Source organism: Enterobacter sp. UNJFSC 003, assembly GCF_036903355.1.
Taxonomy (GTDB): Bacteria; Pseudomonadota; Gammaproteobacteria; order Enterobacterales; family Enterobacteriaceae; genus Enterobacter.
The window spans coordinates 176204-198779 of sequence record NZ_JBAKHK010000005.1 but is presented as its reverse complement, the minus strand read 5'-3'; the positions used below and the strand labels follow the sequence as shown (position 1 = coordinate 198779).

General features: G+C 56.7%; 23 protein-coding genes. 16 read left to right on the top strand and 7 right to left on the bottom strand.

Annotated elements, in window-relative coordinates:
• Positions 1-11 precede the first annotated feature (11 nt).
• Positions 12-440, top strand: coding sequence for a small heat shock chaperone IbpB (gene ibpB, locus V5P19_RS14780; protein ID WP_334404514.1), 429 nt, complete (start codon positions 12-14; stop codon positions 438-440).
• A 140-nt stretch (positions 441-580) separates the two neighbouring features.
• The gene (locus V5P19_RS14775; protein WP_334404512.1) at positions 581-2242 is read left to right on the top strand and encodes a putative transporter; all 1662 of its coding nucleotides are present in this window, start codon (positions 581-583) and stop codon (positions 2240-2242) included.
• Here V5P19_RS14775 and V5P19_RS14770 read toward each other — a convergent pair.
• Positions 2210-2956 carry a GntR family transcriptional regulator gene (locus tag V5P19_RS14770; RefSeq protein WP_334404511.1) on the bottom strand — a complete coding sequence of 249 codons (747 nt, stop codon included), beginning with the start codon at positions 2954-2956 and terminating at the stop codon, positions 2210-2212. The two genes, V5P19_RS14775 and V5P19_RS14770, sit on opposite strands and share 33 nt — an antisense overlap.
• Positions 2957-3177: 221 nt before the next feature.
• On the opposite strand from V5P19_RS14770, the gene V5P19_RS14765 reads away from it, so the two are divergent.
• The 4 genes from V5P19_RS14765 (at position 3178) to V5P19_RS14750 (ending at position 6896) form a co-directional block, all read left to right on the top strand.
• Entirely contained in the window at positions 3178-4800 is a 1623-nt protein-coding gene (locus V5P19_RS14765) for an alpha-glucoside-specific PTS transporter subunit IIBC (RefSeq protein ID WP_334404510.1), read from the top strand.
• A complete protein-coding gene (locus V5P19_RS14760; RefSeq protein ID WP_334404508.1) occupies positions 4797-6119 on the top strand; it encodes a 6-phospho-alpha-glucosidase in 1323 nt (440 codons plus the stop codon). The genes V5P19_RS14765 and V5P19_RS14760 overlap by 4 nt, the downstream gene beginning before the upstream one ends.
• A 92-nt stretch (positions 6120-6211) precedes the next feature.
• Positions 6212-6559 carry a DUF202 domain-containing protein gene (locus V5P19_RS14755; protein WP_334404506.1) on the top strand — a complete coding sequence of 116 codons (348 nt, stop codon included), beginning with the start codon at positions 6212-6214 and terminating at the stop codon, positions 6557-6559.
• Positions 6549-6896, top strand: coding sequence for a DUF202 domain-containing protein (locus V5P19_RS14750; protein ID WP_334404504.1), 348 nt, complete (start codon positions 6549-6551; stop codon positions 6894-6896). Before V5P19_RS14755 ends, V5P19_RS14750 begins: the two co-directional genes overlap by 11 nt.
• On the opposite strand, the gene dsdA is transcribed toward V5P19_RS14750, so the two are convergent.
• Positions 6880-8169, bottom strand: a complete 1290-nt coding sequence (dsdA, locus tag V5P19_RS14745) for a D-serine ammonia-lyase (protein ID WP_334404502.1) — start codon at positions 8167-8169, stop codon at positions 6880-6882. The genes V5P19_RS14750 and dsdA overlap by 17 nt on opposite strands.
• Before the next feature lie 17 nt (positions 8170-8186).
• A complete protein-coding gene (gene dsdX, locus V5P19_RS14740; RefSeq protein ID WP_334404500.1) occupies positions 8187-9527 on the bottom strand; it encodes a D-serine transporter DsdX in 1341 nt (446 codons plus the stop codon).
• A 204-nt stretch (positions 9528-9731) separates the two neighbouring features.
• On the opposite strand from dsdX, the gene dsdC reads away from it, so the two are divergent.
• Both dsdC and V5P19_RS14730 read left to right on the top strand, forming a co-directional pair.
• Positions 9732-10658, top strand: coding sequence for a DNA-binding transcriptional regulator DsdC (gene dsdC / locus V5P19_RS14735; RefSeq protein ID WP_334404498.1), 927 nt, complete (start codon positions 9732-9734; stop codon positions 10656-10658).
• 86 nt (positions 10659-10744) lie between these two features.
• The gene (locus V5P19_RS14730) at positions 10745-11833 is read left to right on the top strand and encodes a cellulase family glycosylhydrolase (RefSeq protein WP_334404496.1); all 1089 of its coding nucleotides are present in this window, start codon (positions 10745-10747) and stop codon (positions 11831-11833) included.
• Here the strand turns inward: V5P19_RS14730 and emrD are convergent.
• The 4 genes from emrD to tisB all read right to left on the bottom strand — a co-directional run bounded on the left by emrD (position 11736) and on the right by tisB (position 14592).
• A complete protein-coding gene (emrD, locus tag V5P19_RS14725; protein ID WP_334404494.1) occupies positions 11736-12920 on the bottom strand; it encodes a multidrug efflux MFS transporter EmrD in 1185 nt (394 codons plus the stop codon). The two genes, V5P19_RS14730 and emrD, sit on opposite strands and share 98 nt — an antisense overlap.
• A gap of 175 nt (positions 12921-13095) precedes the next feature.
• On the bottom strand, positions 13096-13929 hold the full coding sequence (locus tag V5P19_RS14720; RefSeq protein ID WP_334404492.1) for an EamA family transporter: 834 nt from the start codon (positions 13927-13929) through the stop codon (positions 13096-13098).
• A gap of 62 nt (positions 13930-13991) precedes the next feature.
• A complete protein-coding gene (locus V5P19_RS14715) occupies positions 13992-14438 on the bottom strand; it encodes a GNAT family N-acetyltransferase (protein ID WP_334404490.1) in 447 nt (148 codons plus the stop codon).
• Between the two features lie 64 nt (positions 14439-14502).
• Complete coding sequence (gene tisB, locus V5P19_RS14710; protein WP_334404488.1) at positions 14503-14592, bottom strand: type I toxin-antitoxin system toxin TisB; 90 nt, start codon at positions 14590-14592, stop codon at positions 14503-14505.
• Positions 14593-15312: 720 nt separating this feature from the next.
• Here tisB and V5P19_RS14705 point away from each other — a divergent pair.
• The 8 genes from V5P19_RS14705 to V5P19_RS14670 all read left to right on the top strand — a co-directional run bounded on the left by V5P19_RS14705 (position 15313) and on the right by V5P19_RS14670 (position 22475).
• On the top strand, positions 15313-16017 hold the full coding sequence (locus tag V5P19_RS14705) for a hypothetical protein (protein ID WP_334404486.1): 705 nt from the start codon (positions 15313-15315) through the stop codon (positions 16015-16017).
• A gap of 205 nt (positions 16018-16222) precedes the next feature.
• Entirely contained in the window at positions 16223-16702 is a 480-nt protein-coding gene (locus V5P19_RS14700; protein ID WP_334404484.1) for a type VI secretion system tube protein TssD, read from the top strand.
• A 107-nt stretch (positions 16703-16809) separates the two neighbouring features.
• Entirely contained in the window at positions 16810-16908 is a 99-nt protein-coding gene (gene ivbL / locus V5P19_RS14695; protein ID WP_334404482.1) for an ilvB operon leader peptide IvbL, read from the top strand.
• Positions 16909-17014: 106 nt separating this feature from the next.
• Complete coding sequence (ilvB, locus tag V5P19_RS14690) at positions 17015-18703, top strand: acetolactate synthase large subunit (protein WP_334404480.1); 1689 nt, start codon at positions 17015-17017, stop codon at positions 18701-18703.
• A gap of 3 nt (positions 18704-18706) precedes the next feature.
• The gene (ilvN, locus tag V5P19_RS14685) at positions 18707-18994 is read left to right on the top strand and encodes an acetolactate synthase small subunit (RefSeq protein ID WP_334404478.1); all 288 of its coding nucleotides are present in this window, start codon (positions 18707-18709) and stop codon (positions 18992-18994) included.
• Positions 18995-19067: 73 nt separating this feature from the next.
• On the top strand, positions 19068-19661 hold the full coding sequence (gene uhpA, locus V5P19_RS14680) for a transcriptional regulator UhpA (RefSeq protein WP_334404476.1): 594 nt from the start codon (positions 19068-19070) through the stop codon (positions 19659-19661).
• Entirely contained in the window at positions 19658-21163 is a 1506-nt protein-coding gene (gene uhpB, locus V5P19_RS14675) for a signal transduction histidine-protein kinase/phosphatase UhpB (protein ID WP_334404474.1), read from the top strand. Before uhpA ends, uhpB begins: the two co-directional genes overlap by 4 nt.
• On the top strand, positions 21156-22475 hold the full coding sequence (locus V5P19_RS14670; protein WP_334404472.1) for an MFS transporter: 1320 nt from the start codon (positions 21156-21158) through the stop codon (positions 22473-22475). Before uhpB ends, V5P19_RS14670 begins: the two co-directional genes overlap by 8 nt.
• Positions 22476-22576: the final 101 nt, after the last annotated feature.

Below are 22576 nucleotides of genomic sequence, written 5' to 3'. Positions count from 1 at the left end.
GGAGATTTAGTATGCGTAACTATGATTTATCCCCCCTGCTGCGTCAGTGGATCGGTTTTGACAAACTGGCTAACGCTCTGCAAAGCACCACTGAGCAACAGACATTCCCGCCGTACAACATCGAAAAAAGCGATGACAACCACTATCGCATCACGTTGGCGCTGGCCGGTTTCCGCCAGGATGACCTGGATATCCAGCTTGAAGGCACGCGTCTTACCGTGAAGGGTACGCCGGAAAAACAAGAAACCGAGACCAAATGGCTGCATCAGGGCCTGGTGAACCAGCCGTTTAGCCTGAGCTTTACCCTGGCCGATCATATGGAAGTCTCTGGTGCGACTTATACCAACGGGCTGCTGCATATCGACCTGACCCGCAACGTGCCGGACGCCATCGCGCCGCAGCGCATCGCCATTAGCGAGCGACCCGCGTTGAACAGCTAATCCACTGCGGGCTGATGCCCTCACCCCAAAAGATAAAGCCCTGCTCCGGCAGGGCTTTTTTGTGCGCCATCGCCCATACAACCGCATCCGGCTCTGAGAGAATCCTTATCATAACTAAGGTTATGCACAGGGAGTGGATCATGAGTGATATCGCGTTAACCGTCAGCGTGTTGGCCCTGGTCGCCGTCGTTGGGCTGTGGATTGGCAATGTCAAAATCCGTGGCGTCGGCTTTGGTATTGGCGGCGTGCTGTTCGGCGGCATTTTTGTTGGGCATTTTGCCGACCAGCTCGGGCTGGTCCTCAGCGCCGAAATGCTCCACTTTACTCAGGAGTTCGGCCTGATCCTGTTCGTCTATACCATTGGCATTCAGGTGGGACCGGGCTTTTTCGCCTCTCTTCGGGTCTCCGGACTACGGCTCAACCTGTTTGCCCTCAGTATTGTGGTGATGGGCGGGCTGGTCACCGCGATTCTGCACAAGATCTTTGATATCCCGCTGCCCGTCGTGTTGGGCATTTTCTCCGGGGCGGTCACCAACACGCCTGCGCTCGGTGCGGGGCAGCAAATCCTGCGCGATTTGGGCATCGAACCCGGCATTGTCGACCAGATGGGGATGAGCTACGCCATGGCCTATCCGTTTGGGATTTGCGGCATTCTGCTTTCCATGTGGCTGGTACGCGTCCTGTTTCGCATTAACGTCGACAAAGAGGCGAAGGACCACGAAACCACGCTCACTAACGGCCATATGCCGATCAAAACCATCAACATTCGCGTCGATAACCCCAACCTGAACAATATGGCAATTCAGGACGTGCCGATCCTGAACAGCGCCAACATAATCTGCTCGCGCCTTAAGCGCGACGAGATGCTGATGGTGCCCGCGCCGGGCACCGTTATCCAGCAAGGCGATCTGCTGCACCTGGTCGGCCAGCCAGGCGATTTAAACAACGCGCGGCTGGTGATTGGTCAGGAAGTGGATACCTCGCTCTCCACCCGCGGCACCGATATGCGCGTGGAACGCGTCGTGGTGACTAACGAGCACGTTCTGGGCAAGAAAATACGCGATCTGCAGGTCAAAGAGCGCTATGACGTGGTCATCTCCCGGCTTAATCGCGCGGGTGTCGAGCTGGTTGCCAGCCCGGAGGCCAGCCTGCAGTTCGGCGATATCCTTAATCTGGTCGGGCGTCCGTCGTCCATTGACGCTGTCGCGGATATGGTCGGCAACGCCCAGCAAAAACTGCAGCAGGTGCAGATGCTGCCTGTGTTTATCGGCATCGGGCTTGGCGTGCTGCTCGGCTCCATTCCGGTGTACGTGCCGGGCTTCCCGGTCGCGCTCAAGCTGGGACTGGCAGGCGGGCCGCTGATTATGGCGCTGATCCTCGGGCGTATTGGTTGTATCGGTAAGCTCTACTGGTTCATGCCGCCGAGCGCCAACCTCGCGCTGCGCGAGCTGGGCATTGTGTTGTTCCTGGCAGTGGTTGGTCTGAAATCCGGTGGGGATTTTGTTGATACCCTGGTCAGGGGGGAAGGGATGAGCTGGGTCGGCTACGGCATATTTATCACGGCGATCCCGCTGCTGACGGTAGGCATACTGGCGCGTATGTTCGCTAAAATGAACTACCTGACGCTGTGCGGCATGCTTGCGGGCTCCATGACGGACCCGCCCGCGCTGGCCTTTGCCAACAACCTGCACGCCACCAGCGGTGCGGCGGCGCTGTCCTATGCCACCGTCTACCCGCTGGTGATGTTCCTGCGCATCATCACGCCGCAGCTACTGGCGGTGCTGTTCTGGGGGATGAGCTAGCAGGTCGTCCGGGTGGATGCGCCGCAGATGGTAGTCCACCTGGTAATCGCTGGTATTTCGGAACATGACGGAATAATTGAGGAACTCGCCGCTGTCGCTGTAGGAAAGGGAAGTGATCCGCAGCAGCGGTGTCTGTTCCGGCAGGTTCATATAGCTGGCCAGCTGTTTATCTGCCAGCACCGGCGTCAGGCTCTCGTAGTTGCCGCTGATGGTGATCCCGCACTCCTTCTCGATGTAATCAAACTTTGACCCTTCAAGATGCGCCAGAGACAGGTTGCGGAACAGCTTCACCGGCATAAAGCTGTCCTCCAGCATCAGCGGCTTTCCGTCCACGTAGCGCACCCGCCGTGAAAAATAGATCCGCTCATCCACCTGAATCCGCAGCTGGCTGGCGATGGCGGGCGGGGCGGGCATCACCTCAAACTGCAGCACCTTGCTTTGCACTTCCTTTCCCTGCTGACGCAATACCTCCACGAGCCCGGTGAGGTTAGTGGTTTCATGATGCACATCTTTGCGTGATACGAACGTGCCGCTGCCGTGTCGCCGCTCAACCAGCCCCCAGCTCACCAGCAGGTCTAGCGCCTTACGGATGGTCATACGCGCCACGCCAAACTCTTGCGCCAGCGCTTTTTCGCCCGGCAGCGGGCTGCCGATGTTGTAGTCCGACGAATTCAGCCGCAGCCGCAATCTGTCGGCGATGGATTTGTAGATCACCAGTAAACCTCTTTGCCCTTATCAGGGCGTGGATGGCGTCCTGACATGTCCATATTTACAGCAAAAAGTAGACCTGATTGGTCAAAATAAAACCATGAATGCGATCACGAATCGCAGCGGCACGCCATGTTCGCGCATCAGTAAGTTCTTATGCTCACCTCAGGCCAGCAAAAACACATAAAGGCCTCTACCCCCTACAGGTTGTTACGTGAGGATTAAAAATGCTCAGTCAAATACAACGTTTTGGCGGTGCCATGTTTACCCCGGTGTTGTTGTTTCCCTTTGCCGGGATCGTGGTCGGAATCGCCATCATGCTTCGCAATCCCCTTTTTGTCGGCGAAGCCCTAACGGCTCCAGATAATCTTTTCGCGCAAATTGTTCACATTATTGAAGAGGGCGGCTGGGCGGTGTTTCGCAATATGCCGCTGATTTTTGCCGTTGGCCTACCGATTGGCCTGGCGAAGCAGGCGCAGGGCCGGGCCTGTCTGGCGGTGCTGATTAGCTTCCTGACCTGGAACTACTTTATCAATGCGATGGGGATGACGTGGGGCCATTTCTTTGGCGTCGACTTCTCTGCTGAACCTGCCGCCGGAAGCGGGCTGGCGATGATTGCCGGGATCAAAACGCTTGATACCAGCATTATTGGCGCCATCGTGATTTCAGGCATTGTTACCGCTCTTCACAACCGCTATTTCGATAAGCCGCTGCCGGTGTTTTTAGGGATTTTCCAGGGCACGTCGTTTGTCGTTATCCTCGCGTTTTTTGTGATGATCCCCTGCGCCTGGCTCACCTTACTGGGCTGGCCAAAGGTACAGATGGGCATTGAGTCCCTGCAAATGTTCTTACGTTCTGCCGGGGCGCTGGGCGTGTGGGTTTATACCTTCCTGGAACGCATTCTGATCCCAACGGGTCTGCACCACTTTGTGTATGGCCCGTTTATTTTCGGCCCGGCGGCTGTAGAAGGCGGCATTCAGGTCTACTGGGCGCAGCACCTGCAGGAATTTAGCCAGAGCACGCTGCCGCTGAAAACCCTGTTCCCGGAAGGCGGATTCGCGCTGCACGGCAACTCCAAGGTGTTTGGCTCGGTCGGGATTGCGCTGGCGCTGTGGTACACCGCGTCGCCGGAAAATCGCGTTAAGGTCGCGGGTCTGCTGATCCCGGCCACGCTCACCGCCGTGCTGGTGGGTATTACTGAGCCGCTGGAATTCACCTTCCTGTTTATCTCCCCGCTGCTGTTTGCCGTCCACGCCGTGCTGGCGGCGACGATGGCGACGGTGATGTACGTCTTTGGCGTGGTGGGCAACATGGGTGGCGGCCTGCTGGACCAGTTCCTGCCGCAAAACTGGATCCCGATGTTCCATAACCACGCCTCGATGATGTTCACCCAGATTGGCATTGGCCTCTGCTTCACCGGTCTCTACTTTATGGTCTTCAAAACGCTGATTGAACGCCTGAACCTTAAAACGCCAGGCCGCGAAGAGAGCGAAATCAAACTCTACAGCAAGGCCGACTATAAGGCAGCGCGCGGGCAAACCACCGCCCCGGCGGCGGCCAGCCAGCAGGTTGGGCAGGCCGCCGGATTCCTGCAGGCGCTCGGCGGGGCCGCCAACATTGAAAGCATCAACAACTGCGCCACTCGCTTGCGCATCGCGCTGGTCGATATGGCGCATACCCAAAGCGACGACGTCTTCAAAGCCCTTGGCGCACACGGTGTGGTGCGACGTGGCAATGGCATTCAGGTGATTGTGGGTCTGCATGTTCCCCAGGTGCGCGACCAGCTTGAATCGCTAATGAAAACCCCTTTAACGAACGACCAAACTACCCTGACAGAGGCTATATCATGAAAAAATTCTCAGTTGTTATTGCCGGCGGCGGCAGCACGTTTACGCCGGGTATCGTCCTGATGCTGTTAGCCAACCGTGACCGTTTCCCGCTGCGCGCCCTGACGTTTTATGACAACGACGGCGCGCGCCAGGAGACCATCGCCGAAGCGTGCAAAATCATTCTCAGAGAGCAGGCTCCGGAGATTGAATTCAGCTACACCACCGATCCGAAAGCGGCGTTTACCGACGTTGATTTCGTGATGGCGCATATTCGCGTCGGCAAATACCCGATGCGTGAAAAAGACGAGAAAATTCCGCTACGCCACGGCGTGCTGGGCCAGGAAACCTGCGGCCCGGGCGGGATCGCCTACGGCATGCGCTCTATCGGCGGCGTGCTGGAGCTGGTGGATTACATGGAGCAGTACTCCCCGAATGCGTGGATGCTGAACTACTCCAACCCGGCGGCGATTGTGGCGGAAGCCACCCGTCGTCTGCGCCCGAACGCTAAAATCCTCAACATCTGCGATATGCCGATCGGCATTGAAGGGCGCATGGCGCAAATTGTCGGCCTGAAAGACCGCAAGGAGATGCGCGTACGTTACTACGGCCTGAACCACTTTGGCTGGTGGACATCGATTGAAGATCTCAACGGCAACGATCTGCTGCCAAAACTGCGGGAGTATGTCGCCAAAAACGGCTATGTTCCGCCATCAGATGACGTTCATACCGAAGCCAGCTGGAATGACACTTTTGCTAAAGCGAAAGATGTACAGGCGCTGGATCCAGATACCATGCCGAACACCTACCTGAAATATTATCTGTTCCCGGACTACGTGGTGGCGCACGCTAACCCGGAACGTACCCGCGCGAATGAGGTCATGGATCACCGCGAGAAGCATGTGTTCAGCGCGTGCCGGGCGATTATCGAAGCCGGACATTCCTCCGCCGGTGAGCTGGAAATTGATGAACATGCGTCGTACATCGTCGATCTGGCCACGGCAATTGCCTTTAATACCCAGGAGCGCATGCTGCTGATTGTGCCAAACAACGGGGCTATCCATAACTTTGATGCCGACGCGATGGTGGAAATTCCGTGCCTGGTGGGCCATAACGGACCAGAGCCGCTGACCGTGGGCGATATTCCACACTTCCAGAAAGGGCTGATGAGCCAGCAGGTGGCGGTGGAAAAATTGGTCGTGGATGCCTGGGAGCAACGCTCGTACCAGAAACTCTGGCAGGCTATCACGCTCTCTAAAACCGTGCCGAGCGCGTCGGTTGCGAAGGCGATTCTGGACGATCTGATCGAGGCCAATAAGGATTACTGGCCAGAACTGCATTAATCTTCATGACCGGCATCACCCGATGCCGGTCTCCTTGTCTCTGGCGATTTACGCTATGCTGAAGCCTGCCTGCAGCACGACAAGGAACCTTCATGAAAATTTCCCGCCTCGGCGAAGCGCCAGACTACCGCTTCTCTTTGGCTAATGAGCGAACATTTCTGGCGTGGATCCGCACCGCACTGGGCTTTCTGGCCGCGGGTGTAGGGCTCGATCAGCTGGCGCCGGATTTTGCTACCCCGTTGATCCGTGAAGTGCTGGCGCTACTGCTGTGTTTATTCGCCGGCGTGCTGGCGATTTATGGCTATCTGCGGTGGTTGCGAAACGAAAAAGCGATGCGCCTCAAGCAGGATCTGCCCTATACGCGCGGGTTGCTGATCATCAGCACCCTTTTGCTGGCGGTGGCCGCCGTGGTGATGGTCCTGGTGTTCTATGGTGGATAGCCGCAAGGCGCGACGGGAAGCTGACCCCGGCCTTCAGCCGGAGCGCACCTCCCTTGCCTGGTTGCGCACGCTGCTGGGGTATGGCGCGCTCATTGCCCTGGCGATCAAGCACAACTGGCACCGTACGGGCGGACCCTTCGGGATCTCCATTGTTGTGCTGGCGCTGATGGCCCTCATTTTGTGGCGCTATACCCGCAGGCGTAACCTGATGGACGTGACGCAGGATGATTTTGTTCAGCCAAAGGCGGTACGGGATAAGTTCCTGATCGCCCTGGCTGTCCTCTCGCTGTCACTGCTATTTGCGATAACCCATCTGCAGGCTATTTTTTCCCTTTAGCCAGATACTTCGCCATCTCGTCTTCCGGTACCATGCCGCCGCCGGTCGCCCACACCAGATGGGTGGCGTTAGCATCAGCGCTTACGCGCACCGGCCCTGCCATCCCCGCCAGCGCTGACGGCTCCAGGCGAAGACCTTCTTCCTGCGCCAGCCAGCCGAGCATGTCGTACATACTCTGATCGGAAAGTGTATAAAACCCGTCGAGCAGGCGCTCCATCGCGCGTCCTACGAAGCCCGAGGCGCGCCCGACCGCCAGGCCATCTGCAGCCGTCACGTTGTCGATCCCCAGATCCTGCACCGCGATTTCATCGTGCAGGCCGGTATAGACGCCCAGCAGCATGCACGGGGAATGCGTGGGTTCGGCAAAGAAGCAGCGTACGTTATCGCCAAAGGCCAGCTTCAGGCCAAACGCCACGCCGCCAGGACCGCCGCCGACGCCGCACGGCAGGTAGACATACAGCGGATGCTGGGCATCCACCACCCGTCCCTGCGCGGCAAACTGTGCCTTCAGGCGCTCCCCTGCCACGGCATACCCCAGGAATAGCGTGCGGGAGTTTTCATCGTCGATAAAGAAACAGTTTGGATCGCTTTCTGCGGCTTTGCGCCCCTGTTCCACCGCCACGCCGTAATCCTGCTCATACTCCACGACAATCACGCCGTGGCTGCGCAGCTTGGCCTTTTTCCATTCACGGGCGTCGGCGGACATATGTACCGTGACCTTAAAGCCAATGCGTGCGCTCATAATGCCGATGGACATCCCAAGGTTGCCGGTAGACCCCACGGCGATGCTGTACTGGCTGAAAAAGTCTGTAAAGCGCGGCTCCAGCAGAATGCTGTAATCGTCATCGGTGTTGAGTAATCCGGCAGCCAGCGCCAGCTTTTCGGCGTGGGTCAGCACCTCATAGATACCGCCACGCGCTTTGATTGAGCCAGAGATCGGCAGATGGCTGTCCTTTTTCAGCAGCAAGGTGCCGGGAATGGACGTCGCGTATTCCTGCTCCAGCCGTTTTTGCATCTTTGGTATGGCCACCAGCTCAGATTCGATAATGCCGTGAGTGGCCGCCGTCTCCGGAAACGCTTTCGCCAGATACGGGGCGAAGCGGTTCAGACGGGCATGCGCGTCGTCGACATCCGCTTTGGTTAACCCGACATAGGGCAACCCTTCGGCAAGCGAGGTTGTACGCGGGTTAAGCCAGGTTGTTTCTTTCAGGGCAATCAGATCCTCAACCAGAGGAAATTGTGCTGATAAAGTGGTGATAGTTGCGTTGTCCATAATACGTCTCGTCGCGTTCAGATAATGAAAGAAAGCAGGAATGTGCCGCCAAGTGCAAGCACCGAGGCGATAAAGGTCGCCGTCGTATAGTATTTGAAGGTCTCATTCAGGGTGGCGCCGCAATACTGCTTTACCAGCCAGAAGAGGGAATCGGTTACGATCGTGCAGCCAATAGCGCCGGAACCGATGGCAATGGTGATGATCTCAGGGCTCACGTTCGGATACAGCGGCAGCATCGGTGCCACAATCGCCGTCGCCCCCATCATGGCGACGGTCGCCGAACCCACGGCAGCATGCAGCACCAGCGCCACCAGCCAGGCGAGCAGGATCGGGTGCATATGCAGGTTCGAAAGAATGTGCGCCAGCGTGTCCGCCAGCCCGCTGGATTTGAGGATGGCGTTAAACGCACCGCCCGCGCCGATAATCAGCAAGATGTTCGCAATAGAGCCAAATCCATTTTCGGTATGGGTCAGCATTGTCCCCATTCCCATATGCTGACGTATTCCCAGCAGGTAATAGGCAACAAAAACGGCGATAAACATTGCGGTGATCGGGTTGCCGATAAACTCCAGAAGCGTATAGAGCGTGCCGTCTTTGGTCGCCATATTCAGCTCGGCAACGGTTTTGACCAGCATCAGGGCGATGGGCAGCAGCACCGTGAACAGCGTTGCGCCGAGCGACGGCAGGGTATGCTCCTCACGCACCTTCAGATCCGAAAATTCCGCAGGGACCGGCTTAAACGGCAGGCGGTCACCGAGCAGCTTCAGGAACAGCGGGCCGCCAACCAGGGAGGCCATCAGGCCAACCAGCAGACCATAAACGATAACAGTCCCGACGTCCGCGCCCAGCTTGTTGGTCACAAACAGCGCTGCCGGGTGTGGAGGGACGACGCAGTGCACGGCCATCAGCGCGGTACACAGCGGAATGGCCAGTTTTAACAGTGAAGTATGGGTTTTTTTGGCGATGGAAAATGCCAGCGGGATCAGCAGTACCACGCCCACCTCCACGAACAGCGTAATGCCGCAAATGAGGCCAACCAGCACCATAATCACATCCGCCGACAGCCAGCGACAGCGCTGCAGCGCAATCCCGATGCGTTCTGCCGCGCCGGAAACTTCCATCATCTTGCCGAGAATGGTGCCAAGACCAATCACCGCCGCCAGGAAGCCCAGCGTACCGCCAATCCCGCTCTCAATGGCGTTCACCATATCCAGCGGGCTCATTCCCATCATCGCACCGACGAAAAAGCTCGCCAGCAGCAGCGCAAGGAACGGGTGAAACTTCAGTTTTACGATGGTTAAAACAATCAACACGATGCTGATCAGCAGCGTCGCCACAACCCAGACCTGAGAGCCCATATCTCACCTCACCCTTAAGTAATCTGGGGGTATTGGACGAAAAAAAGGTGTGGGCTGACAAACGATATAAATTGGCATTCAGGTGAGCCAGATTGGATCAAGTGAGTGACCAAAGTCTAAAAAATGCACTCTTTTCGTATTTGGTTCACATAAATTCATGCTTAAACGGTATTCTGCGCACGGGCATAACGACTGAGAATTGTGATGAGCGATGCGAACGAAGCCAGAAATCGGCTGTTAAACGGCTGGCAGCTGTCAAAAATGTATACCTTTGAGGTGGCCGCCAGGCATGAGTCTTTTGCGCTGGCCGCGGAGGAGCTGTCCCTCAGCCCCAGCGCGGTGAGCCACCGTATCAACCTGCTGGAAGAGGAGTTGGGCATTCAGCTGTTTGTGCGCTCACACCGTAAAGTGGAGCTGACGCAGGAGGGAAAGCGCGTGTACTGGACGCTAAAATCCTCACTCGACACCCTGAATCAAGAGATCCTGGATATCAAAAACCAGGCGCTGTCCGGAACGCTCACCGTTTATTCACGCCCGTCGATTGCCCAGTGCTGGCTGGTACCGATGCTGGGCGACTTTACCCGCCGCTATCCCTCCATTTCGCTCACCATTCTCACGGGGAATGATTACGTCAATATGCAGCGAACAGGCGTCGATCTGGCGCTCTATTTCGACGATACGCCGCCAAACCATCTTTCTCATGAATTTCTCATGGACGAGGCGATTTTGCCCGTATGCTCGCCAGAATACGCCCGTGAACACGCGCTGCTACAAAATCCGAAAAATCTCAACCACTGCACGCTCCTGCATGATCGCCAGGCCTGGAGCAATGATTCTGGAACGGATGAATGGCGCGGCTGGGCGCAACATTTTGCAGTGAACATGCCGCCATCATCGGGTGTTGGGTTCGATCGTTCAGATTTAGCGATTATCGCGGCGATGAACCACGTCGGTGTGGCAATGGGGCGAAAACGTCTGGTGCAAAAGCGCCTTGAGCGCGGGGAATTGATCGCGCCTTTCGGAGAAAAGGCCCTGAAATGCCACCAGCATTATTACGTTTCAACGCTTCCCGGCAGGCAGTGGCCGAAAATTGATGCTTTTATCGGCTGGTTAAAAGCGCTGGCGAGATGAAGAATTATTACGCTTTGGCTCTACACCAAATGTGAAAAAGCGTGCTAAATACAGGTTATTGCTTTTGATTTCTCGCAAGGTAAACCGTGTTAAAGCCTTTCATTGCCACAGCGTTACTGATCGCCTCCGGCTGGGCCATTGCCGCTGAGCCGCCGCTGACGGCTGCCCGCTATGCGCAGCAGCTGGGCGTGGGAATAGACGTCGACTGGGCGCGCACCGAGCGTGGTATCCGGGAGTTCGACCCGCTGGTGGTGCGCGATTTTCGCGCGAAAGGCATCACCCATGTCCGCATCCGCGTAGCCGATGAGCCAACAGAAGCGCGGCTCATCCATCTACGTAAGCTGGTGGAAGCCTGCGAGCAATACGGTGTGATCCCGATTATTTCGTATCAGGCCGATGAGTATAAGAACGACCCGAAAGCCGATAACGAAAAAGAGGTGGTCAACTGGTGGATTGCCGTCGCGCACTACTTCGCCCAACGCTCGCCGCTGTTAGGTTTTGACCTGATCTACGAGCCTGCGGATAAGCTCAATCACAACGCGGCTTCGCTCAACCGGGTGTACGAGAAAGCGATTAAAGACATTCACGCGATAGATGCGAATCGGATGATTTTTGTCGCGCCCCGGCTGCGTGCCGCGCCGGAAGATTTATCCTCCCTGAAGCTGCCAGCACGTAGCCAAAACTACGTGCTGGCAGAATGGCATATCTTCCCGTGGGGACCGCTGAAAAATAACGGTAAATACCCGTGGACGTCGGGCACGGCGGCGGAGAAAGCGGCTATCCACAATCGCATCAATACGGCGCTGCGCTGGCAGCAAAAAACCGGGCACGTCAGCTGGGTTGGCGGCTGGGGAGTCGGGGAGTCAACCCACCTTACGCCTACCGCGTCACAAATGGCGTTTGCCACGTTTATGGCCTGCGAGCTGCAGCAGGCGAAAATCCCTTACGCGATTAACGCCGATTTCCAGTTCTATGATGGAGAAGAGGGTGCCTGGCGGACTGCGCCAGAGCCATTGCTACAGGCGATGATCGCACCTGTCTGTGAAAAGCCCGGCGAGAAGCCGGGCCATCATGCGGTTAAACCGGCTGCTCGTGATGTGGGACACGTGACGCCAGCGGCAGCCAGCACAGTAAAATCAGCAGCCCCATCAGCGTCATCAATAACCCCAAACTAGCCTGCCCGGTCTGCGGCATCATCGCGGAGAGCCAGGCCAGCGCGCCGGAACCGATGTTCTGCAAACCACCCACCAGCGCGCCCGCCGTGCCTGCAAGGAACGGGAACGGCTCCATGGCGCCGCTGGTCGCCAGCGGGAACAGCATGCCCGCGCCGAAGAAGAACAGCGCTGCCGGGATTAGCAACGTCCAGACGGTCATCACGCCAAACAGACCCGGGATCCACATCATTACGCCAGCCAGCAGGCAGCTGATCACCGACTGCCACATCAGGGTTGAGAAACGCTTGTTCTGACGTCCGGCAAACCAGGCGCCAAAGAACGCCGCCGGGATGGGCAGAATAAACAGAATACTCACCACCATGCTGCTCAGACCTAACCCTGCGCCCAGCAGTACGCCGGAGCAGGCTTCAAACACGGCAATGCCCGCCAGGCCGCCGATCAGCATTAGCAGGTAGCAGGTAAATGCCCCGTTCCCGAATAACGTTTTGTAGCTGGCGATCAGTTTGGTGCGAGGTGCATCAGTCGGTCGGGTTTCCGGCATCCAGCGCGCCATGCTGAAGGTCACAATGATGCAGAGCGTCAGCAGGAAGGCGTAGCAGGCGCGCCAGGACCACATCGTGTCCAGCAGGCCGCCAATCAGCGGAGCCAGTAGCGGGCTTACCAGAATCCCCATATTCAACAAGCTGTTGGCATGGCGGAGCTGGGTACCCTGATACATATCACGCGGTAAGGTTCGCGCCATCACCCCGCCGACGCCGGTACCGACGCCCTGCAGAGCGCTCGCGCCAATCAGCACCGTCAGGTTACTTGTGGTGATGGCAATCACCGTGGCGACCATAAATATGCACATGCCCACTAAAATGACCGGACGGCGCCCGACGCGATCGGATAGCGGCCCGTAGAAGAGTTGCGAAACGCCGTAAGTCAGCAGGTAGGCTGCCATTACGCTTTGTACCGCCCCTTCGCGGACGTTTAGTTCCTTTGCCATGTCGGCAATCGCCGGAATGTAGATGGTTTGTGCCATCTGACCGACGGCCACCAGTAACACCAGCATCAACAATAAGTTAACGTTCCTTTGTTTTTTCATGTCGCTGAATACGTTTGCCAAAAGAGAGAAATGAAGAATAAGTGACTGAGCATTACCATAAATGCGAGAGGAATCTACCATAGTGAGATGACAAGTTAAGCATTACGATCATGAATGACAAAACGGGTAAAGGCAGGATTTATAAACAAGATCGGCAACTTATGTTGCCAGTGGATTAGGCCAGGCGCAGCAGGATGGCCCCGGCCGCAATACCCAGCGCGGCGGCAATGCGAAGACCAGCAACCTTCTCTTTTAAAAGTAAAAAAGCGATAAGCGCGCCAAAGAGTATCGAAGTTTCACGCAGCGCTGCGACCACCGCCAGCGGCGCCTGGGTCATTGCCCAGAGCGCCAGGCCGTACGATCCCATCGTCCCGACGCCGCCGAGAAGCCCTTTCTTCCAGTGCAGGTGCAGGTAGCTGGCGGCCTCACGTCGACGCGCCACCATCGCCCAACCGAGCAGGCAGAAGCCATTCATGAAGAACGTCCACAGCGTATAGCCAAGCGCAGTATTTGACAGCCGCACGCCTGTGCCGTCCACTAGCGTATAGCCAGCAATAAAACAGGCGTTCAGCAGCGCCAGCCAAACCCCCTTGCGCGACTGCATGCGCCCGGTCATCGCCATAGCCAATATCGACAGGCAAATAACCCCTATGCCCGACCATGCCAGCAACGACAAGCTATCGCCGAGGATGAGTACGCTAATTAGCGCCACCAGCAGCGGTGCCGTACCGCGCATCAGCGGGTAGGTCTGGCTCATATCGGAGACCTGATACGTCTTCGCCACCAGCACCGTATACACCACCTGTAGCGCGCAGGAGACAATCAAAAACGGCCAGCTGGCAGCGGAGGGTTGTGGGGAGAAGGGGAGCAGCACCAGGGCAATCAGCGTGGCGGAGCCGCTGACGCTGATTGCAGAATAGAGCTTGTCCGTTCCGGCTTTGACGATGGCGTTCCAGCTGGCATGCAGCAGCGCGGCAAAGAGTAAAATGCAGAAAACGGTGATGGTCATGGCGTGTCGGGTAGTGAGTTGTCACTTAACTGTAACATTCGCAATCCGATGCCGCCAGCCGCTCAAACAGCGCAAAACAGACGGTGCGTCACCCGCGGTTCGTCAGACACCAGCGTAAAACCCGCCTGACGATAGAAGCCGTAGGCGGCGTCCGGGGCATGGGTATTCAGGAAATCAAACCAGATGCTGGCATCGGCCATCACCACGGTCAAAAGCTGTTTGCCAATGCCCAACCCGCGGCACTTCTCGCTGACGTAGAGATGGCGAATGCGGCCGGCGCGCGGCTGCTGGCTGAACGGATCGCGGTTAAGACCACACACGCCCACCAGCTTGCCGTTGAGAAAGGCACCCAGCAGCTTTTCGCCCGGCGCGTTAAAGCGGTTTTCACCTCGCTGCCAGTTCTCTTCCAGCCTGCGCAGCATGTTGAAATTCAATGCGATACTTTCAGCCTTCAGGGCGATGTACCCTGGCTCTTCTGGCGTAACAGGCTCAATTAACAGACGCGACATAGCATTCCCTCGTTATTAAAGAGGGGCGGTTTCCCGCCCCTCTCAGGTGCGACTTGAACCTGAATCAGCGAATGAATTTCAGGACAGCATCAAGCAGTTGCAGTACAGCAACAATGAGTTTGAGGATAAGTATCACCATATCCACGATGCTCATACGCGTCTCCTTTTGGTTAAAGGAGCACGATGCTGGCGTACCTTTCCGCCGCCTGTTGCCAGCACCTGGATTGACGTAACACAGTGTGCTCACTTCAGGGGTTAAGGCACTGACGGCACCACCCGTTTCAGCCAGGACTTCGTTGCGCCGGTAGAACTGCGGCCCCCTCGCTCACTGCGAACATCCTCATTATAGATAAATACTGTATGCATGAACAGTATTTTTTTGGACAAAACACAAAACCCCATCCATACTCAAAAACGTCAAAATCCGTGCCTGAATTGCGCGTTCGCCTGCGATCGCGTATACTTTTTGCGTTGACGTAACACAGTGTGTTCTGCGGCGACCAACCGCAAAACCCTGATAAAAACCTCGCTCCGGCGGGGTTTTTTTGTTTTCTGGGCTACTCACAAGACGGGGTGCCTGTTGACTTATTAGGAAGGAATGAAAACGTACGCGGCAGGTAAACATTAATGATTGATATGATTATAAGATACAAAAATACCAGGCTAAGTTTGCGAGATAACGCACCAAATACGTAAATCAATATAAAACCATAGCAATCTGTTTATTCAAACTGTATCGCTTATAGGTGTAAGGAATAATAATGTATTAATTTAATGTTTACGTGAATGTGTATCCTAAAGCAATTGTATGAATTTGAATCTTTCGGCTTTTCAACGTATATTCTCATAACCATAAAATTTTTGCGTGTAAGTTATGCAAGCATCTGATTATTTAAAGTTGAAGTTCCAGAGTGACAGGCAGTTGGCTATTTATGGACAGCAAGGCGTGGCAGGGACATGGAGGGCATTAAAGGGGATCGGATCTGATATCTACTCAGGAATGGAGCGTGTAAGTTGGTATTCATCATGCTTATTCCCCAGCTATCACGATGTATGTGATGAGCTTCTCACGGAAGAAAAGAGGATGTACCTCTCAATTGTGTCTATTTACCGTTATCGCGATGTAATAGCACACATGCTCTATCTTTATTTTGAGAGTATTATAACCGACTCTGAAGATGGAAATGAACAAAATCGCGTTCGCAAGACGGATTCAAAAGTCACCGAGCTTGTTAAAAACCTCCCCACAAGCAAGGCAGCGCGTTTAGCCATAGCATGGGCGCTGGCTAAATATCTTTCGGAATCTGGCCTGCTCTCAGAAATCGTTGTCGAACGGCTTTCGCGCCGTGTCCCTAATGTGGTCATGGCACTTCAACTTGTTGGTACAGAACAGAAGTGCGCTCTTGCTGCCCGTCGTCTGAAAACGCTGGACCCTAAGTATTACGCCACCCTCTATGCAGCACAACTTGAGATGCTTTACTACTTTTTTGAGCCGTTCCTGTCTGAACTCATTAAGAAGGTGCAAATGGGATTCTACAGGGATTTCGATGCGATTTTTAACGACTTAAAGGACAAGTAGCATGTTTAAGAGTCTGCTATCAATTCTATTTACGGATATTTTATTTCCCGTTTATATTTTTGCGTGCGCCTCTTTATTCCTGTGGTTGTCGCCTGATCACTGGGTATTACTAACATTCATTGCTGTCATAGTATTTATTATTGTCCATCCGATAATTTTCGGCCGCTTTGATAAGTATCATTGAGTTTTATAAAAAGGAGTTTTTATGTCAAATCCGGCTTATTTATTTCTAACTGATGAAAATGGTTCTCCCATGGTTGGTCCTTGCCTTGTGTCAGGGCGTGAAGGCGCAATTGAACTGAAATCGTTTACCCATAATGTAAACATCCCGGTCGACGGGAATACCGGGAAATTGACAGGCACGCGCATACATATGCCCATCATGTTCCAGAAGGAATTTGATCGTGTAACCCCGTTTTTATTTCGTGCGCTGAGTACGGGGAGAACGCTCCAGTCAGCCACCATTAAGATGTATCAGATTAATGAGGCTGGTTTAGAACAAGAGTATTTTAATATCCTCCTGGAGAGTGTGAAAATTACATCAATCACACCAGACCTGTATCCCGGCGCAAACACCGGAACACACCTTGAAACGGTTCTCGTACGCTATGAGAAAATTACCTGGAGGCATTGCGACGGCAATGTCATCTTTAGTGACTTCTGGAATGAGCGAGCAACATACTGAAACGTGATCCCTGACGCATTTTTGTGCAGATGAAAATATTTCCATTGTCACGCCAGAAAACCTGTGTTTGTATAAATTCAATCAATGATTCCAAACACAGGTCCCCCATGACTGCATCCATGAACACCGCGACCCTACTAAAAACTGCGCTACCAGCCGCAGTGGTCGTCGTGCGTGTGGTGGTGGTCGTCGGCAATGCGCCGTAGGGACTGGATCAACACACGAATCCAAAACCCCGCCGGCGCAAACCGGGCGGGGTTTTTCGTTTAAGAGCCTCCCCGGAAAGTCGGCCCAGAAGAAAAGGACTGGAGCATGGCAAGTTCGGGCACAACATCCACCAAGACGCGTTTTACTGGCGCGCAGTTAATCGTTCATTTGCTGGAACGACAGGGCATTACCACGGTGGCGGGTATCCCTGGCGGGACAGTATTACCGCTGTATGATGCGTTAAGCCAAAGCACGCAGATTCGCCACGTGCTGGCACGCCACGAACAGGGCGCGGGTTTTATCGCTCAGGGCATGGCGCGTACGCAGGGCAAACCGGCGGTTTGTATGGCCTGTAGCGGGCCGGGCGCAACCAACCTGGTGACTGCTATCGCCGATGCGCGCCTCGACTCTATTCCGCTGATCTGCATCACGGGTCAGGTGCCGTCCTCGATGATCGGTACCGATGCATTCCAGGAAGTGGATACCTACGGCATCTCTATCCCCATCACCAAGCATAACTATTTAGTTCGCGATATTGCCGAGCTTCCTCAGGTTATCAGCGATGCCTTCCGCATTGCGCAGTCCGGCCGTCCCGGCCCGGTGTGGATAGACATTCCTAAGGATGTCCAGACCGCAGAGATCGAAATCGACATGCTGCCAGAGCCGGGTGACCGAGCGCCTGCGCCGGCGTTTAGCGCCGAGAGCGTGCGCGATGCGGCAGCGATGATCAACGCCGCCAAACGCCCGGTACTGTATTTAGGCGGCGGGGCGATTAACGCCTCTGAAGCGGTGCGCCAGCTCGCGGAGAAAGCCAACCTGCCGACCACCATGACGCTGATGGCGCTGGGCATGCTGCCAAAAGCACACCCGCTGTCGCTGGGCATGCTGGGGATGCACGGCGCGCGCAGCACCAACTTCATTCTGCAGGAAGCGGATTTGCTGATTGTTCTCGGGGCACGTTTTGATGACCGGGCGATTGGCAAAACGGAGCAGTTCTGCCCTAATGCCAAAATCATTCACGTGGATATCGACCGCGCCGAGCTGGGTAAAATCAAGCAGCCACACGTTGCCATTCAAGGCGACGTGGCCGAGGTTCTGGCGCAGCTGATCCCACAGACGAATGCAACCGACCGCGATGACTGGCGCCAGCTGGTGGCCGATCTGCAGCGCGAGTTCCCGGGCGCGATCCCGACCGAGGGAGACCCGCTGAGCCACTACGGGCTGATTAACGCCGTTGCCGCGTGCGTGGACGACAGCGCTATTATCACCACCGACGTGGGTCAGCATCAGATGTGGACCGCGCAGGCCTACCCGCTGAACCGTCCGCGTCAGTGGCTGACGTCCGGCGGGCTGGGGACGATGGGCTTTGGCCTCCCGGCGGCGGTGGGCGCGGCGCTCGCCAACCCGGATCGCAAGGTGATCTGCTTCTCCGGTGACGGCAGCCTGATGATGAACATTCAGGAAATGGCGACCGCGGCCGAAAATCAATTAGACGTGAAAATCATCCTGATGAACAATCAGGCGCTGGGGCTGGTGCATCAGCAGCAGAGCCTGTTCTACAAGCAGGGCGTGTTTGCGGCGACCTATCCGGGGACGATCAACTTTATGCAGATTGCTGCCGGTTTTGGCCTGCACACCTGCGATTTGAACGCGGAAGACGACGCTCAGGCGGCGCTGCAGGACGCGATTTCGCGTCCAGGCCCAGCGCTGATCCACGTGCGTATCGACCCAGAACAAAAAGTGTACCCGATGGTGCCGCCGGGTGCGGCAAATACTGAGATGGTGGGGGAATAAGCCATGCAGAAACAATGTGATAACGTCATTCTGGAACTCACCGTCCGCAACCACCCTGGCGTCATGACTCACGTCTGCGGGCTGTTTGCCCGCCGCGCGTTTAACGTGGAAGGCATTCTCTGTCTGCCCATTCAGGGCAGCGAACACAGCCGCATCTGGCTGCTGGTTAACGATGACCAGCGTCTGGAGCAGATGATGGCGCAGATCGACAAGCTGGAAGACGTCACCAACGTGGTGCGCAATCAGTCCGATCCCACTATGTTTAACAAAATCGCGGTGTTTTTCGAATAAATCGCTCATTGCTTGAACACCCACGCGCTTATCGTTAAGGTAAGCGCGTTTTTTTATCCCCCAGGAACGCGTCATGACCACCATCGCCCTTATCGACGACCACCTCATTGTTCGCTCCGGATTTGCCCAACTTCTGAGCCTGGAACCTGATTTTCAGGTGGTGGCAGAATTTGGCTCCGGCCGCGAGGCGCTGGCGGGTCTTCCCGGACGCGGGGTGCAGGTCTGCATTTGCGATATTTCTATGCCCGATCTGTCCGGGCTTGAGCTCCTGAGTCAGCTGCCAAAAGGCATGTCGACCATCATGCTTTCGGTACACGACAGCCCGGCGCTGGTGGAGCAAGCACTCAATGCTGGCGCGCGCGGGTTCCTCTCTAAACGCTGTAGCCCGGACGAGCTGATCGCCGCCGTGCGTACCGTCTCGACCGGCGGGTGTTATCTGACGCCGGATATCGCCATAAAGCTGGCAGCGGGACGTCAGGACCCGCTCACCAAACGCGAACGTCAGGTGGCTGAGAAGCTCGCCCAGGGCATGTCGGTAAAAGAGATTGCCGTGGAGTTGGGGCTTTCGCCAAAAACCGTTCACGTCCATCGCGCCAACCTGATGGAAAAACTCAACGTCAGTAACGATGTTGAGCTGGCGCGCCGCATGTTCGACAGCTGGCAATGAGCCCCGTTTTCTCGCGGCTGATCGCCGTTGCTGCCAGCTTTTTTATCTTCTCTGCCGCGTGGTTTTGCCTGTGGAGCATCAGCCTGCACCTGGTGGAGCGCCCGGAACTGGCGGTGCTGCTGTTCCCCTTTGGCCTGCGTTTGGGGCTGATGCTGCAATGTCCGCGCGGCTACTGGCCTGTTCTGCTGGGGGCCGAGTGGCTGATGCTGGTCTGGCTGGCGCAGCAGGTCGCTCTGGCGCATCTGCCCTTATTGATGACCGGAAGCCTGCTCACCCTCGTACCGGTGGCGTTGATCTCCCGCTATCGTCACCAGCGCGACTGGCGCACGCTGCTGCGTCAGGGCGCGGCGCTGATTGCCGCTGCCTTGCTGCAGTCTTTGCCGTGGATGGGGGAAAAAGAGATGCTCAACGCGCTTCTTTTGACCCTCACCGGCGGCCTGACGCTGGCCCCGACCTGTCTGGTTATCTGGCATTACCTCACCAGCACCGTCTGGCAGCCGCTTGGCCCCGCGCTGGTGTCTCAGCCGGTGAACTGGCGCGCCCGGCACCTTATCTGGTATCTGCTGCTGTTTGTGGTGAGCCTGTGGCTGCAGCTTGGGCTGCCCGCTGAGCTTTCGCGCTTTACGCCGTTTTGTCTGGCCCTGCCGATCATCGCTCTGGCCTGGCACTACGGCTGGCAGGGGGCGCTGATCGCCACGCTGATGAACGCCATCGCGCTGATTGCCAGCCAGACATGGCACGATCATCCGGTGGATTTACTGCTCTCGCTGCTGGCGCAGAGCCTGACCGGGCTGCTTCTTGGCGCCGGTATTCAACGCCTGCGCGAGCTTAACCTGTCGCTGCAAGCCGAGCTGGCGCGCAATCGCCGTCTGGCAGAACGGCTGTTGGAGGCCGAAGAGATCGTGCGCCAGGAAGTCGCCCGCGAGCTGCATGATGACATCGGCCAGACCATCACCGCCATCCGCACCCAGGCGGGCATTGTCCAACGTCTGGCGGCGGAAAACGCGGGCGTGAAGCAGGGCGGGGCACATATCGAACAGCTCTCGCTTGGCGTGTATGACTCGGTGCGTCGCCTGCTTGGCAGACTGCGGCCGCGCCAGCTGGACGATCTTACCCTGGTGCAGGCCGTACGTTCTCTGATGCGTGAGATGGAGCTGGAAAGCCGCGGGATTGTCAGCCATCTCGACTGGCGCATTGAAGAATCCCTCTTGAGCGAAGGCCAGCGCGTCACGCTGTTCCGCGTGTGTCAGGAAGGGCTGAACAATATCGTTAAGCACGCCAGCGCCAGCGCGGTGACGCTGCAGGGCTGGATGCAGGATGAACGCCTGATGCTGGTGATTGAAGATGACGGCTGCGGTCTGCCGCCGGGCTCTGGCCAGCAGGGGTTTGGTCTGGCGGGCATGCGCGAGCGCGTTAAGGCGCTGGGCGGTACGCTGAACATCTCCTGCACCCACGGGACGCGCGTTAGCGTCAGCTTACCGCTAAGGACGCACCATGTTTAAAACGCCTGCCAACGCCGCGCCGATAGGCGATAAAGCGGAAATCGACGCCCGCTATCGCTACTGGCGTCGCCATATTCTGATCACCATCTGGCTCGGCTATGCGCTGTTCTACTTCACCCGCAAAAGCTTCAACGCCGCCGCACCGGAAATTCTCGCCAGCGGCGTGATGACGCGTACCGATATTGGGCTCCTGGCAACGCTGTTTTACATCACTTACGGCCTGTCAAAGTTCTTCTCCGGCATTGTCAGTGACCGCTCCAACGCGCGCTATTTTATGGGCTTCGGGCTCATCGCCACCGGCGTGGTAAACATCCTGTTTGGTTTTTCCACGTCGCTGTGGGCCTTTGCGCTGCTGTGGGCGCTGAACGCTTTTTTCCAGGGCTGGGGCGCGCCGGTGTGTGCTCGCTTGCTCACGGCCTGGTACTCGCGCAACGAGCGCGGCGGCTGGTGGGCCATATGGAACACCGCGCACAACGTTGGCGGGGCGCTGATCCCGATGGTTGTGGGGGCCGCGGCCCTGCACTACGGCTGGCGCGCGGGAATGATGATTGCCGGTGGTCTTGCGATTCTTGCCGGGCTGTTCCTCTGTTGGCGCTTGCGCGACCGGCCGCAAGCCGTGGGATTACCTGCGGTAGGCGACTGGCGGCACGATGAAATGGAGATCGCCCAGCAGCAGGAAGGCGCGGGCCTGACCCGCAAAGAAATTCTCACCAAATACGTGCTGAAAAACCCCTATATCTGGCTTCTCTCGCTCTGCTACGTGCTGGTTTACGTGGTGCGTGCGGCCATCAACGACTGGGGCAATCTGTACATGTCCGAGACGCTCGGCGTGGACCTGGTGACCGCCAACTCGGCGGTGACAATGTTCGAGCTGGGCGGGTTTATCGGCGCGCTGGTGGCGGGTTGGGGGTCGGACAAGCTCTTTAACGGCAACCGTGGCCCGATGAACCTCATCTTCGCCGCGGGGATTTTACTCTCCGTTGGTTCGCTGTGGCTGATGCCGTTTGCCAGCTACGTGATGCAGGCGGCGTGCTTCTTCACTACCGGTTTCTTCGTGTTTGGCCCGCAGATGCTGATCGGCATGGCGGCCGCAGAGTGTTCGCATAAAGAGGCGGCCGGTGCGGCGACGGGCTTTGTCGGCCTGTTTGCCTATCTCGGCGCGTCACTCTCCGGCTGGCCGCTGGCTCGGGTGATCGACATCTGGCACTGGAGCGGGTTCTTTGCCGTCATCGCTATTGCGGCGGGGATTTCTGCCCTGCTGCTGCTGCCGTTTTTGAACGCCCAGTCTCCGCGCGAATCACGCGAAGCGTGATATGCCTCACCTTTTCGCGCCGAGTGGCGCAAAACTAAGACATTTTCCCGGTTTCACCGGGACAGTGTCTCAGGCATCGCGCCCGGCTGATTTTTACAATG